The organism is Ruegeria sp. CJ3, assembly GCF_056536725.1.
In genome coordinates, this window is sequence record NZ_JBQFQE010000003.1 from 343,270 (window position 1) to 356,998 (window position 13,729).

Annotated in this window: 12 protein-coding genes; 8 read left to right on the plus strand and 4 right to left on the minus strand. The window is 58.9% G+C overall.

Features of this window, described 5'->3' with window-relative positions; translation table 11 throughout:
* Nucleotides 1-62: 62 nt before the first annotated feature.
* On the plus strand, nt 63-1,067 hold the full coding sequence (locus ACR0J1_RS07460; protein ID WP_480731876.1) for a LacI family DNA-binding transcriptional regulator: 1,005 nt from the start codon (nt 63-65) through the stop codon (nt 1,065-1,067).
* On the opposite strand, the gene ACR0J1_RS07465 is transcribed toward ACR0J1_RS07460, so the two are convergent.
* From ACR0J1_RS07465 to ACR0J1_RS07475, 3 genes are read right to left on the minus strand one after another with little or no spacing between them, the layout of a single operon-like run.
* Nucleotides 1,064-2,197 (minus strand): Gfo/Idh/MocA family protein, encoded by a 1,134-nt coding sequence (locus ACR0J1_RS07465; protein ID WP_480731878.1) that lies wholly within the window; start codon nt 2,195-2,197, stop codon nt 1,064-1,066. The two genes, ACR0J1_RS07460 and ACR0J1_RS07465, sit on opposite strands and share 4 nt — an antisense overlap.
* A gap of 13 nt (nt 2,198-2,210) precedes the next feature.
* Complete coding sequence (locus ACR0J1_RS07470) at nt 2,211-3,104, minus strand: TIM barrel protein (RefSeq protein WP_480731880.1); 894 nt, start codon at nt 3,102-3,104, stop codon at nt 2,211-2,213.
* Nucleotides 3,105-3,123: 19 nt separating this feature from the next.
* A complete protein-coding gene (locus tag ACR0J1_RS07475) occupies nt 3,124-4,227 on the minus strand; it encodes a Gfo/Idh/MocA family protein (RefSeq protein WP_480731882.1) in 1,104 nt (367 codons plus the stop codon).
* Nucleotides 4,228-4,356: 129 nt separating this feature from the next.
* On the opposite strand from ACR0J1_RS07475, the gene iolD reads away from it, so the two are divergent.
* The 7 genes from iolD to ACR0J1_RS07510 all read left to right on the plus strand — a co-directional run bounded on the left by iolD (nt 4,357) and on the right by ACR0J1_RS07510 (nt 12,782).
* Nucleotides 4,357-6,225: a 3D-(3,5/4)-trihydroxycyclohexane-1,2-dione acylhydrolase (decyclizing) gene (gene iolD / locus ACR0J1_RS07480; protein WP_480731883.1), complete on the plus strand. Its 1,869-nt coding sequence runs from the start codon at nt 4,357-4,359 to the stop codon at nt 6,223-6,225.
* On the plus strand, nt 6,225-7,064 hold the full coding sequence (locus ACR0J1_RS07485) for a phytanoyl-CoA dioxygenase family protein (RefSeq protein WP_480731885.1): 840 nt from the start codon (nt 6,225-6,227) through the stop codon (nt 7,062-7,064). The genes iolD and ACR0J1_RS07485 overlap by 1 nt, the downstream gene beginning before the upstream one ends.
* Nucleotides 7,061-8,038 carry a 5-dehydro-2-deoxygluconokinase gene (gene iolC / locus ACR0J1_RS07490; RefSeq protein ID WP_480731887.1) on the plus strand — a complete coding sequence of 326 codons (978 nt, stop codon included), beginning with the start codon at nt 7,061-7,063 and terminating at the stop codon, nt 8,036-8,038. Before ACR0J1_RS07485 ends, iolC begins: the two co-directional genes overlap by 4 nt.
* A gap of 12 nt (nt 8,039-8,050) precedes the next feature.
* Entirely contained in the window at nt 8,051-8,908 is an 858-nt protein-coding gene (locus tag ACR0J1_RS07495; protein ID WP_480731889.1) for a 5-deoxy-glucuronate isomerase, read from the plus strand.
* Nucleotides 8,905-9,735, plus strand: a complete 831-nt coding sequence (locus ACR0J1_RS07500; protein WP_480731891.1) for a class II fructose-bisphosphate aldolase — start codon at nt 8,905-8,907, stop codon at nt 9,733-9,735. The genes ACR0J1_RS07495 and ACR0J1_RS07500 overlap by 4 nt, the downstream gene beginning before the upstream one ends.
* Before the next feature lies 1 nt (nt 9,736).
* Nucleotides 9,737-10,726 (plus strand): inositol 2-dehydrogenase, encoded by a 990-nt coding sequence (iolG, locus tag ACR0J1_RS07505; RefSeq protein WP_480731892.1) that lies wholly within the window; start codon nt 9,737-9,739, stop codon nt 10,724-10,726.
* A gap of 742 nt (nt 10,727-11,468) precedes the next feature.
* Nucleotides 11,469-12,782, plus strand: a complete 1,314-nt coding sequence (locus tag ACR0J1_RS07510) for a DNA methyltransferase (RefSeq protein ID WP_480731894.1) — start codon at nt 11,469-11,471, stop codon at nt 12,780-12,782.
* Here ACR0J1_RS07510 and ACR0J1_RS07515 read toward each other — a convergent pair.
* A complete protein-coding gene (locus tag ACR0J1_RS07515) occupies nt 12,772-13,572 on the minus strand; it encodes a hypothetical protein (protein ID WP_480731896.1) in 801 nt (266 codons plus the stop codon). The genes ACR0J1_RS07510 and ACR0J1_RS07515 overlap by 11 nt on opposite strands.
* Nucleotides 13,573-13,729 lie beyond the last annotated feature (157 nt).

The window sequence follows — 13,729 nt, forward strand, 5'->3', positions numbered from 1 at the left end:
TGTATCTGCCAGAGAATACAGGTAAAAGGACTGCCACTAAGCTCGGGAAGGTCAGACGGATCATGGCTGTCACATTGAAAGAGGTTGCAGAACGCGCTGGCGTTTCCCGCTCGGCTGTGTCGCGCACCTTTACCGACGGGGCCTCGGTGTCCGACAAGATGCGCCGCAAGGTCGAGAAGGCCGCGCACGAGCTGGGCTACAGCCCCAACGCGCTGGCCTCATCGCTCACCACGGGGCGCACCAAGCTAATCGGGTTGGTGTCGAACAACTTTCACAACCCGATCTTTCTGGAGGTCTTTGACCTTTTCACCCGAGGGCTGCAGGATCGCGGGCTGCGTCCGCTGCTGGTCAACCTCACGGATGAGGTCGATCCGGCCAATTCGGTCCGGATGTTGCGGCAATATTCAGTGGATGGCGTGGTTGTCGCCTCTTCAACCCTGCCACCTGGCTTTGCCAAGGCGTTCCGGGATGCGGGCGTGCCAGTTGTCCATAGTTTCGGACGCTATTCATCCTCGCCACAGGTTCATGTGGTCGGGATCGACAACGTGGAATGCGGGCGCATGGCCGCGCGCGAGCTGGTGGTGCGCGGCTATGGCAAGGTGGCCTTTCTGGGAGGGCCCGAAGCCGCAACATCAACGCAGGATCGCCATGCGGGTTTTATGTCGGAAATGTCGCTGCACCCTGAGGTCACCGTGACCTGCTCTTTCGCCGAGGCTTACTCGTTCGACGCGGGCCGACAGGAAATGCTGCGGCTGCTGGAATCCGAACGGGCCGAGGCCTATTTCTGTGGTGACGACGTGTTGTCCATCGGCGTCCTGTCGGCGATTTTGGACAGCGGCCTGAACGTGCCCGAAGATATCGGCATCATCGGTCTGAACGATATGGAGATGGCCCGGTGGGAGAACATTGACCTCACCACCATTCATCAGCCGATCAGACAGATCGTCAGTTCGTCGATCGAGCTTATGGTGGCGACCCTGCAGGAACCCGACCGCTATCCCGAGGCACGCATTTTCCCCTGCTCGGTGGTGGAACGGGGCACCTTGCGCCCCGTACCCGAAAGTTAACGGAACATCGGTGGACGGGCATCCATCCACGCGCTGCCCTGCTTGGCAGACGCAACCGCAGTGTGCACCGCAGCCATCGACCGCACACCATCTGCTGCATTGGGCAACCCATCGCGGACCTCTCCGGCAATCGCGTCCGCCAGATCGCAATAGATATTCGCAACCGCCAGCGGGAAGCCTTCGGGATGCGCAATCGCCACGCGGCTGAGACGTTGCGCATCTTCATGCAACCCGCCCTCACCCTTTTCGATGATCTGCAAGCGTCCACCAACGGGCGTATAGATCAACTGGTTCGGCTGCTCGGACGCCCAGCGCAGGCCACCGGTTTCTCCGAACACCTGAATGTCGAACCCGTGTTGGCGACCGATGGCCACCGAGGACGTCCATAGGCGGCCAACTGCGCCTTTGGCCGTTCGGAAGTTGACCATGGCGTCATCTTCCAACTCGCGGCTGACGATGGTCGAGGCGAAGTCTGCAGACAGAGACTCGACCTCATCGTCGGCGATGAAACCAGCCATATGCATCGCGTGGATGCCGCAATCGGCGAACTGGCCGGACACGCCCGCCATCGCCGGATCATAACGCCAGCGGACGCGCGGATTATCAGCATCGGTGGCGTCGCCGTGATGGCCGTGGCTGAAATTGGTGACGACCAGACGGACCTTGCCGATCTCACCTGCGCGCACCATCGCACGGGCCTGCCGCACCATGGGATAGGCGGAATAGCAGTAGTTGACCGCGCAGATCTTGCCGGATTTCTCGGCCACTTTGACGATCTCTTCGCCCTCTTCCACGGTCATGGTCATGGGCTTTTCGCACAGCACATTGAACCCGGCCTCCAGGAAGGCTTTGGTGATCTCGAAATGTGTCGCATTCGGCGTGGCCACGGTGACCAGATCAATGCGGTCATCGCGCCCGCGCTCACCTTCCAGCATTTCGGTCCAGTCGCCATAGGCCCGGTCTGCCGCGATGCCCAACCGTTGCGCATATTCGCGCCCGATATCGGGTCGGTGATCCAACGCTCCGGCAGTGAGTTCGAAATGCCCGTCTGCCAGTGCGCCCAGACGGTGCGCCGGTCCGATCTGGCTGCCTTCTCCGCCACCGATCATGCCCCATTTCAGTTTGGTCATGCACTGGGCCTCCTTAGCTGAAACCAATGGATTCAAGGTATTCGCGGTTCTTCCGCGCATCGCCGACCGGGTCGGGATCCAGCGTCGGGTCGCAATCCTGTTCGACCGTGCACCAACCGGTAAATCCTGCATCCAACAGCACTTGACGGACGGTCGGAAAGTCCACGTCCCCCTCACCCAGATTGCAGAAAATCCCCTGCCCGCAGGCATCGTAAAAGCCGGTCCGATTGGCGATCACATCCGCCTTTACGGTCGGTGAGATATCCTTGAAGTGCATATATGAGATCCGGTCAACGTAACGCTGCATGAAACTCACGGGATCAAACCCGGCATAGGAATGATGCCCGGTATCAAAACAGATTTTCAGCAGGCTTTCATCCACCTCATCCAGCAGCCGTTCCAACTCGGGCTCGAAATCCATGAAGCCCGCCGCGTGGGCGTGCATGCCCACGGTCAGCCCGTATTCCTCGGCCCCGATGCGCGCGCTTTCGGCAAGGCGATCCCGGAAGGCTGTCCACTCGGCCTTGTCCATTTGCTCGGCCTCATTCGCGCGGCCAGCGGTGGGCGCACGACGGGGTGAGATCGCGTCGATCAGCACCAGATGCTGCGCACCATGCGCCTTCAAAGCGCGGGCGGTGCGGTGAGTGGCGTCCAGTACGTCCTCCCACGCGTCGGGGTCGTGATAGTTGCGGAACACCACGCCGCCGATCAGTTCCAGATCATGCTCGGCCAACGCGTCGGCGAGGATCGCAGGGTCTTCGGGCATGAAACCAACCGGGCCGAGTTCGATGCCCTTGTACCCGGCCGCAGCGCAGTCGCTGAGAACGGTTTTCCAATGCGGGTTGCGCGGGTCCTGCGCAAATTCCACGCCCCACGAACAGGGCGCATTACCAATTCTGATGCTCATCTTGTCTTGTCTCCGATGCTCAGAAATCTTCGATGTTTTTCCAGCTTTCATCCGCCGACGACGCCAGCGCCGCAGCGACGATCCGGTTGACCTCATGCCCGTCGCGGAAAGTCGGCCAGACCGGTTTACCTGTCTCGATTGCGCGCAGGAAATCGCGCGCTTCGATGATGATCTGATCCTGATAGCCGGTGCCGTGGCCGGGGCCCTGACAAAACGGCTCATAGTCGGGGTGCGCTGGGCCGGTCAGGATTTTACGGAAGCCACGTTCAGCCTCGGGACCGTCCATGCGATAGAGCCACAAGGCATTCTGATCCTCTTGATCAAAGCGGATCGCACCCTTAGTGCCGCTGATCTCATAAGCGTAGCCCATCTTGCGCCCGGTCGCGATGCGGCTGAAATACATCGACCCCATCGCTCCATTGGAGAAACGTACCATCATCTGGGCGTGATCGTCATTGTCGACCTCACCGCCCGGACGGGTTTTGTGCACGGTCTCGACCTCAGCCATCACGCGGTTGATCGGTCCGATCAATGCCAGCGCGGCGTTGATCATATGCGGGGCAAGATCGCCCATCGTGCCGTTGGACATGCCCGAAGTGCGCCAGGTCGCGGGGGCCTGTGGATCGGCATAGAAATCTTCGGTGTGCTCGCCGCGGAACCATGTGACGTCGCCAATCTCTCCGTCCGCGATCAATTGGCGGGCGTATTGGCTGGCGGGCGTGCGGATGTAGTTGAAGCCGACCATGTTGGCCACGCCCGAGGCTTCGGCTGCCGCCACCATCGCAGCGCCATCTTCCATCGACGCGCCCAGAGGTTTCTCGCACAGAACCGGCTTGCCCAGCGCAATTGCCGCCAATGCGATCTGGCGGTGCGTTTCCTGAGGGGTCGCGATCACAATGGCCTCGACCCTGGGATCATTCACCAGCACCTGCCAATCGTCGGTCGCGCGGGCGAAGCCATAGGCCTGACGATAGCGTTCGACACTTTCTGCCGAGGACGCGCACACCATCTCTAACCGAGGACGCAAAGCGGTGTTGAACACCACCCCAACCGAGGACATGGCAACCGCATGGGCCTTGCCCATATATCCGCCGCCCAGAATGCCAATGCCGATCTCTGCCATTCCGACGCCCTCCTTCGCTTTTTCTTGAAAACCATTTGCAACCGGTTGCAAAACTTGTATCGTGAGAATAGGACTCTCGCAAGCTGCATTCGGCACAGCACCGCAATTTTCCTAAAGGAGCCCGCAGGCATGTCCGCGCAACACGACACTGTTTACCTGACAACGGCGCAGGCGATCATTCGCTGGCTGTCGAACCAGTTCATCGAGATCGACGGGCAGGAGTACCGCTTATGTGGCGGAGGGTTCGGGATTTTTGGCCATGGCAACGTGACCTGCCTTGGCGAAGCGTTGAACACGGTGCGGGATGAGCTGCCGCTCTATCGCGGACAGAACGAACAAAGCATGGGGTTCGCCGCTGCGGGCTATGCCAAACAATGGCTGCGTCAGCGATTCATGTTCTGCACCGCCAGCGCGGGGCCCGGTACTGCGAATCTGCTGACAGCTGCCGGGCTGGCCCATGCCAACCGCCTGCCGATGCTGATGCTGTGCGGAGATACGTTCATCACCCGCCTGCCGGACCCGGTTCTGCAGCAGATGGAGAATTTCAACGATCCGACTTTCGGCCTGAACGACGCATTCAAACCGGTCAGCCGGTATTGGGACCGTATCACCCATCCGGCGCAGGTTATTCAATCGCTACCCGCTGCCATCGCGACGATGCTGGACCCGGGCGATTGCGGGCCTGCCTTCCTGGGGCTGCCGCAGGATGTTCAGGGCTGGACCTATGACTATCCGGTGAAATTCTTCGAAAAGAAGGTGCATCGCATTCGTCGCCAAGCGCCCGATGCGGATGAGATTGCCGATGCGGCAACCGCTCTGGCTGGTGCTAAACGTCCGATGATCATCGCAGGTGGCGGCGTGCAATATTCGCATGCCGTGGCTGAACTGACTGCGTTCGCCGAAAAGCACCAGATTCCGGTCGTCGAAACCATCGCAGGCCGCGCCAATATGCTGGCGACCCATCCGCTGAATATCGGCCCGATTGGCGTGACCGGATCGGACAGCGCCAACGCGATTGCGGAGCAGGCCGATGTGATCGTCGCCATCGGAACGCGCCTGCAGGATTTCACGACCGGATCATGGACGGCTTTTGCCAAGGATGCTCAGTTCATCTCGATCAACGCCGCGCGGCACGATGCGGGCAAGCATATGTCGCTGCCGGTTGTTGGGGATGCCAAGCTGTCGATTCAGGCTCTGACACGGGATGTTGACTACACAGCGCCGCAGGATTGGGTTTCGCTGGCGCAAGATGAGCGGCAAAAGTGGGATGCCTATGTGGCCGAGAATGTCTCATACGGAAACCGCCCGAACTCCTACGCACAGGCCATCGGCGTAGTAAACGATCTTTGCGATACCCGCGACCGCGTGGTGGCCGCTGCCGGAGGCTTGCCTGCAGAAGTCACCGCCAACTGGCGCACATTGGATATCGGCACAGTCGATGTCGAGTTCGGCTTTTCCTGCATGGGGTACGAGATCGCAGGCGCATGGGGCGCGCGCATCGCCCAATCCGAGCGCGAGCCGGATAAGGACACCATCACCTTCTGCGGCGACGGCTCTTACCTGATGCTGAACTCGGACATCTATTCCTCGGTTCTGAGCCGCAAGAAGATGATCGTTCTGGTGCTGGACAATGGCGGTTTTGCGGTCATCAACAAGCTGCAGAACAACACCGGCAATGAAAGCTTCAACAACCTGCTGGAAGACTGCCCCACCATTCCCGAAGCCTTTGGCGTTGATTTTGCGGCCCATGCGGCCTCAATGGGGGCGACCAGCGAAAAGGTCGCGAACCCTGCAGAACTGGCCGAGGCGTTCCAGCGCGCCAAGGCCAGCGACAAGACTTATGTGATCGTGATGGATGTGGACGCCTATGAAGGCTGGACAACCGAAGGCCATGCCTGGTGGGAGGTTGGAACCCCCCACACCTCGGCGGATGAGAAGGTCCGCGATGCGCATGTTGAATGGGAATCCACGCGTGAGAAACAGCGCAAGGGGGTGTGATGAGACGGTTCACAGCAGACACAGCCGATCCTGATGTCATCGTCGATGAATTGCTGAATGGCGGTGGCGCGGTTGCCATATCGGGCTTGTTCACACCCGAGGAGGTGGCCGAGGCACGCGCCATCATTATGGCCGAATCCGAGACAGCCGCCGAGAAAGTGACCCATTTTCAGGGCGCTGCAGAAGAAGACGGCAAGCTGAATCTGCAACGCCGGGTGTGGAACCTGTTGGCAAAGGGCGACGTGTTCTCACGCATGGCAGCGCATCCGGTGCTGATGAAGATCCTGCGCAAGTTTCTGGGCACCGAATTCATCATGGGCTCGATCGCGGCCAACCGCATCCTGCCCGGCGGACCGGGGCAGGAACCGCATGTTGATTATCCCTATTGGGATTTTCACAGCCCCGAAACGCATCCTGTCGGTCTGAATGGCTCGTTTCCGATGAACGCACAGGTGTCGATCCTGCTGGACCCGTTCACCGAGGAAAGCGGCGCAACAGGTTATGTGCCGGGGTCGCAGAAAGAGCTGCGCTATCCAACGCCCGAGGACAGGTTCTATGACAGATGCGAGCAGATGACCGGTGAGCCCGGCGATGTCGCGCTGTTCTACGGTGTCACATGGCATTGCGCGATGCCGAACAACGCAGAGCACGACCGCAGTGCGATCCTGATCCAGTACCTGCCCAAATGGGTCAAACCGATGGAAGATATGCCCGCCGCCCTGCCGCAGGATTTCCTCGATCAGGCCAGCCCTGACATGAGGCAATTGCTGGGTCTGAACTATCCCTACCCCGAGGTGCTGGACGCCGCACGGGCAGGCAATACCGAGGGGCGCAAGTGACTCTGATCGAAGGCATCAAAGGCAATCGCTTTGCCGTGTTTGGCCGGGCCGGGATGGATATGTTCGCCGATCCGGTCGGGACCAAAAGCGAAGACGCACAGGTGTTCCGTGCCGATCTCGGTGGATCGAGCGCTAATATCTGTGCGGGGCTGGTCAAGCTGGGGTCGCAAGCGGCGCTGATCACCTCGGTCTCGGATGACGCAGTTGGGCGGTTCTGCGTGAACCGGTTGCAGGATTACGGTGTGGATACCCGTTTCATCCGCGCCGTGGGGGGCGAGGCACGCACCTCGCTGGCCGTTTATGAAAGTTGTATCGAGGATTTCCAGAACGTCATCTATCGCAACGGGGCGGCTGATTTTCAGGTGACCGAAGCGGATATGGACGCGGTCGATTACTCCGCGTTTTCGGCCTTGATCACGGCGGGTACGGTATTTGCAGCCGAGCCTTCCCGCTCAGCCACGTTCCGCGCGTTTGAAAACGCACGCGCCGCAGGCCTGCCGGTGATCTTCGACATCGATTATCGCCCCTATAGCTGGCCGTCGCCGGACGTCGCCTCAGAGGTTCTGACCCGCGCAGGCAACGAAAGCGATCTGATCGTCGGCAATGATGAAGAATTCGGTTTCATGGCGGGTGGCATCGAAAAAGGGTTGGGTAAGGCCCGCGAACTGGCGGCCAACGGCAAAATGGTGATCTACAAGATGGGTCACGAGGGGGCCATCACGCTGGCAGACGGACAAGAGATCCGCACCGGCATCTACCCGGTCACCGCCGTGAAGCCCAACGGTGCGGGCGACAGTTTTCTGGCGGGTCTTCTCGCCTCAATCGCTGCCGGGCACGAGTTGCGCGACGCGGTGCTGCGCGGCTCGGCCTGCGCGTCCATTGTCGTGTCGAAACCCGGTTGCGCCGGGGCCATGCCGACCACGCCCGAACTGGACGAATTTCTGACCCGACACCCGGGCCCCACGGATACCTGAAAGGAGACGCAGATGCATATCGCGCCCCACGACAACCAGAACAAACCCATTGTCGATGCCGACCATGATCTGGTGCCGCTGAACTATTTCAACATCGTCAAACTGAAAAAGGGCGAGGTGTTCGAATACGCCGTGCCGGGCTATGAAACCTGCATCGTGCCCGCCACCGGTACCGTGGATGTCGATGTGGACGGCGCTGCGTTCACCAATCTAGGCAACCGGACCATCGACGTCTGGGATGGCGAGCCCGAAGGCGTCTATGTGCCCGTCGGCGCCAAGGTGCATATCACCTGCGTGACGGATGAAACCGAGACCTTCATCGCTGGCGCAAAATTCGACCGCGTGCTGGAACCTTTTGACGTCCGCGAGCCCGAGCTTGATCTGGTGCAATACGGCTCGGACGACACCAAGACCCACCGCAAGATCAAACACATTCTGGGCGCGAACCACCACGACAAGGTGGGCCGCTTGCTGGTGTCCGAGCTTTATACCGTCGGTCAGGGCGGCTGGTCCGGCTTTCCCAGCCACAAACATGACACCGACCGCAAAGGCGACGATGGCGAGATGATCGAAACCCGCCATGACGAGACCTATAATTTCCGCTTCCGGCCCAACCATGGCTCGGGCGTTCAGATGCTGCAGCGTGAGGATAACAAGCCGGGCGATGCCTATCACATCATGGACGGCTCAACGATCCTGCTGGACAAAGGGTATCATCCCTGCGCGGTTCTGCCGGGATACGAGATGTATTATTTCACCATCCTCGGTGGCCTCAGCCAACGCTCACTGAAGCAGTATTTCCAGCCGACCCATGCGGATCAGTTGCATACGATCCCCGGCATCATGGACATGGTGGCCAAGTTCAAATGAGCCTTGTGACATTATCGGACGTGCTGCAACCCGCGCTGCGTGATGGCTATGCCGTAGCCGGGCTGGTGACGCTGGGCTGGGAAGACATGCGCGCCTATGTGGCTGCAGCCGAGGCCGAAGACGTGCCGATCATCCTGCAAGCCGGCCCGTCCTGCCGCGAGCACACGCCGCTGCCAATTCTGGGCAAGATGTTCCGTCATTTGGCCGAAGGGGCCAGCGTACCGGTCGTGGCCCATCTGGATCACGGGTATACTCATGAGGACTGCCGCATTGCCATCGACAGCGGATTTACCTCCGTCATGTTCGACGGCTCGCGCAAACCTCTGGCCCAGAACATTTCTGAAACCGCTGCGATTGTCGAAATGGCCCATGCCGCTGGCGTGTCCTGCGAGGGCGAAATCGGCTTTGTCGGCTATTCCGGGGGCGAAGGCTCGGATGGCACCGACCCGGACGAGGCGGCGCAATTCGCCCGCGAGACGGGCGTGGATGCAATGGCGATCTCGGTTGGCAATGTCCATCTGCAGCAGAACAAGGAAGGCGGTCTGGACGAGGCCCGCATTCGCGCGATTGAGGCTGTTACCGAGGTGCCTTTGGTGATCCATGGCGGATCAGGCGTGCCGGTGGCGCAGCGCACGGCGCTGGCGCGGGGCTCGAAAATCTGCAAGTTCAATATCGGAACCGAGCTGCGAATGGCCTTCGGCCACGCCCTGCGCGCGGCGGTGAATGCCGACCCGGACCGGTTCGACCGCGTACTTATCCTCAAAGACACACATGAACCGGTGGTCGAGGCGACCCGCCGGGTCCTGCAAGCGTTCAAAGGGGCATGACATGCTGAATATCGGGCTATTGGGATGTGGACGGATCGGGCAGGTTCACGCGCGCTCGGTCGGGCAGATTGAAGGGGCACGGGTGACTGCCGTTGCGGATGCCTTCACTGATCCGGCCCGCACGCTCGCAGACAAAACCGGTGCACAGATATTGTCCGCCGAAGACCTGATCGAAAGCGCCGATGTCGATGCGGTGGTCATCGGCACGCCGACCGACACACATTATGACCAGATCCACCAGGCTGCGCGGGCCGGCAAAGCGATCTTCTGCGAAAAACCGGTCGACCTGTCAGCCGACCGCATCCGTGACTGCATCAAGGTGGTCGAAGACTCAGGCGTCCCGTTTATGACTGCCTTCAACCGCCGCTTTGACCCAAGCTTTGCCAATATCCAGTCCCGCATCGCAGCCGGAGAAATCGGTGAGGTCGAGATCGTCACCATCCTGTCCCGCGACCCATCACCGCCACCGATCAGCTATATCGAAAGCTCAGGAGGGTTATTCCGAGATATGATGATCCACGATCTGGACATGGCCCGTTTCCTGCTGGGCGAGGAACCGGTCAGCGTGTATGCCGTCGGCTCGGCGCTGGTCGACCCCGAGATCGGCAAGGCCGGAGACGTCGATACCGCCGCCGTTACACTGACCACCGCCAGCGGCAAGATTTGCCAGATCTCGAACTCGCGCCGCGCCAGCTATGGCTATGACCAACGCATTGAGGTGCATGGGGAAAAAGGCCTTCTACGGGCTGAAAACATGCTGGAAAACGCAGTCGAGGTCGCAACGCCCGACGGCTTTCGCAGGGCCCCTGCCCAGCATTTCTTTCTGGAACGCTATGAGGCGGCCTATCGGGCGGAGATGACCCATTTCATTGAGGCGGTTGGCACGTCCGGGAAGGTTTCTCCCGGGATCGAGGACGGGTTGCGCGCGCAGGTTCTAGCAGATGCGGCGGATCGCTCCTTGAGACAAGGAACCGCGGTTGACCTCGGCTGAGATCAGCCCCTGGGCCAGGCCCGCTGGGTGCGACGCACCAAACTCGTACCCCCTCAAGAAATCGTCAGACATCTTCCAGGCGCGCCGCCCTTGCGTCGTATCCATCTGAGATGTCGGGAATGTGTCTGACAGATTAATTTTGCGCGCTACGGGGAACCCCCAATATTCGCTCATCCGGGAATGCAGTAGCTTGACCATAACGGACCACTTACACCGATCCGTTTATCCCCTTGAGAGGGGCTGGCCCGACCCCCTCGCCAGCCCCTCGGCAAGGTAAGACCACCATGTACTTCGTCGTCTGCTGCGGATCGGTCGAGGGATGTGACTCGTCATCAAGATCTTTGTTGCGGTGTTTGATTTCACGATCGATGGTTCGATCGGGCACCGTTTACGCGTCCATCAAAAGGACCAAATCGGGCAGGCGGAACCGAGCGGGTAAGATTATCTTGGACACGTCCGAAGCCCCACCTCAGAACACGGGGCACATACCGTGTGTCTATGCCCGCGTAACACATTCGTCGCGGCATAACCAACCACGCATCTTTACTTCTGACCAAGCGGCCCACTACATCTCAACTTAAGGCTGCATAAAGACTACATCTAAGCGCGGGAGTGCCTGCGCCCGGGAGAGCCTAATAAAAAAATCTAGATTTCGTCATGTCAGATTGGCAGATCACAGGATATTGTGGCCGGGGCCGAATCGCGAATATGAGCCAACAAGAGCCCAAAGGACGCCGCATAGATGAGTAGGCAATTGGCCCCAGAACTCGGATCAGACGACGATCCGCGAACCGGCGTAGCGGGATTGATTAGCTATGATGATATTCATGTGTCGCGTTCGACCTTCCAAAACGGCTTGGCTAATCGAGTACACAGGTGGTTTCGGCTGACACCCAGCTTTGGCCCAGAGCTTGTTCAAGAAATGGTCAACCGGCTGGATGTAAAAGAAAATGAAGTCATCCTCGACCCTTTCACAGGTGCCGGAACAACCCTGATCGAAGCCAAACTGCGGGGCAGGACCGCCGTCGGATTTGAGGTCAACCCTCTTCTTCATTTTGTCAGCGAAGCTTGCCTGGAGTGGGATGTAAGCCCAGATGCCTTGCTGGACGAGTTACCTAGGCTGGAAGCTGCAATAAGACAGGCCGAAGGCGTCGAAATCGACGATCTGGAAGAGCATGGCCTATCCATCCCACCCATTCACAATCCAACAAGATGGTGGCGGCCTGACGTCCTAGTCAAATTGGTCTTTCTTCGCCATGCCATTTTTTCGACCAAGGACCAGCATGTTCAGCGCCTGCTATTGCTTGCCCTAGCGGGCGCTTTGGTCCCGGATCTGACAAATGTTACCCTCGGACGTTTGCAATTGCATTTCATCGACCGATCCGATGACGATATTGACGTTTGGGGTACCTACTCGGCACACGCAGCCCAGATCGCTGACGATCTTCGATCCCTCTGCGAGGCCGGAGTTCATCTTAAGGGGCAAGCTTGCTGTTGTCACCGGAACAGTATGGATCTGTCAGGGCTGGATCTCGACCGCAAGGTTTCCGCGGTGATTACCTCACCCCCATATCCAAACCGCTACAGCTATGTCTGGAACACTCGTCCGCACCTCTACATGCTCGGTTTGATGAGCACGCCCAGAGAGGCTTCTGATTTGGACAAGAAGACGATCGGCGGCACGTGGGGCACCGCAACCTCAGAGTTGTCCAAAGGGGTATTCGAACCCGCAAACGAAGCTGTGCAAGCAACACTGGCGCCGGTTGTCGCGGAAATTCGCGAGCGGGACAACCTGATGGCCAACTATGTCATGCACTACTTCAACAGGCTGTCTGTCCAAATTGCCGAAATGGAGTCCATACTCACCGAGGATGCCCGCATCGCCTACGTAGTAGGAAATTCGTGGATCAAAGGCGTGTATATTGAGACAGATGTTCTCTTGGGTGAGATCATGGAACGAATGGACCTAGGGTACAGCGTTTTTGACGTTCATCGTTTCCGCCGCCGTCACAGCGGGGTAAGGCTGCACGAGTCCATCGTCTACGCTAGGAAGTAACCTCTGCCGATAGTCGCTCGACAGCCACCTGACTAAACGCGTGCGAGGTGAATATGCTTGCCATAAGTTGTCGTACTTCCTCGTGCACCCGCTCTTGTACTTCTGATCGCTCTAGGATGCCCAGGAAGTCTGCGCCAAAAAGCTCGTTTGTAAAGTTAGAGGCGTCATCGCCTTGAAGGAAGTGCCAACCCGCGCGCGTCAAACGTGCGATGGCTTCATCCCTGGGGCTGATTGCTGAATAGATCAAGTACAGCGGGAACAACCCTTCTTCTTGGATGTAATTCGCCATATCCACGTCTTTGCGCAGGCGGGCACTGTCGTTTGGATTGAAATTGTACCTTATCTCAATGCCTACCCCGGTTTCGGAACCATCGGCCCCGTGATTTGCAAGAACATCCAACAGATGTTGGCGGTCTTGCTCCGACAGAAACTCATATCGCAATCCGATATCAAGCTCCAATCCATTGAATTTTTCAGCAACCCGCTCAGGTGCTACATCGAATCTCGCAGAGGCAACGAAGCGCGGGAGTTTGTCGTAAATCTCTCCAAGACGACGACCTATGCTGATGCTTATTCTACCCATCAAACGCACTAAAACGTACTCAGGGCAATCAAAGGCGAATTTGGCGTAGACCGGATCGCCAGCGAGCTTTTCGAGCTCGGCATCGTAGGACTCCTTGCCGAAGTCGCCGTCAATCTTTCGTTTCCAACCTGCGAGGTGATGACGAATAGCGTCGAGGAACTTCTTCTCGGTTGGGTCCAGGCGGTTGTCTGAGGTCATTTCATCCATGTGTGATGAGTATCGACATCTGGTGATCTATGCCACCGACTATTGCACTGAGTGGGGCCGAAGGGCAGATGTTTCATTCAAAATTGAATCAAAGAGATGGGTTGTTCCATCAAGGTTGCAGCGATCACTCGCCGAGCGCTTTGACGCGTTCCAGAAC

What these genes read in the sequence shown, in the direction of transcription:
- ACR0J1_RS07460 (WP_480731876.1), top strand. Translation starts at nt 63, where the DNA reads ATGGCTGTCACATTGAAAGAGGTTGCAGAACGCGCTGGCGTTTCCCGC.
- ACR0J1_RS07465 (WP_480731878.1), bottom strand. Translation starts at nt 2,197, where the DNA reads ATGACCAAACTGAAATGGGGCATGATCGGTGGCGGAGAAGGCAGCCAG.
- ACR0J1_RS07470 (WP_480731880.1), bottom strand. Translation starts at nt 3,104, where the DNA reads ATGAGCATCAGAATTGGTAATGCGCCCTGTTCGTGGGGCGTGGAATTT.
- ACR0J1_RS07475 (WP_480731882.1), bottom strand. Translation starts at nt 4,227, where the DNA reads ATGGCAGAGATCGGCATTGGCATTCTGGGCGGCGGATATATGGGCAAG.
- iolD (WP_480731883.1), top strand. Translation starts at nt 4,357, where the DNA reads ATGTCCGCGCAACACGACACTGTTTACCTGACAACGGCGCAGGCGATC.
- ACR0J1_RS07485 (WP_480731885.1), top strand. Translation starts at nt 6,225, where the DNA reads ATGAGACGGTTCACAGCAGACACAGCCGATCCTGATGTCATCGTCGAT.
- ACR0J1_RS07495 (WP_480731889.1), top strand. Translation starts at nt 8,051, where the DNA reads ATGCATATCGCGCCCCACGACAACCAGAACAAACCCATTGTCGATGCC.
- ACR0J1_RS07500 (WP_480731891.1), top strand. Translation starts at nt 8,905, where the DNA reads ATGAGCCTTGTGACATTATCGGACGTGCTGCAACCCGCGCTGCGTGAT.
- iolG (WP_480731892.1), top strand. Translation starts at nt 9,737, where the DNA reads ATGCTGAATATCGGGCTATTGGGATGTGGACGGATCGGGCAGGTTCAC.
- ACR0J1_RS07510 (WP_480731894.1), top strand. Translation starts at nt 11,469, where the DNA reads ATGAGTAGGCAATTGGCCCCAGAACTCGGATCAGACGACGATCCGCGA.
- ACR0J1_RS07515 (WP_480731896.1), bottom strand. Translation starts at nt 13,572, where the DNA reads ATGGATGAAATGACCTCAGACAACCGCCTGGACCCAACCGAGAAGAAG.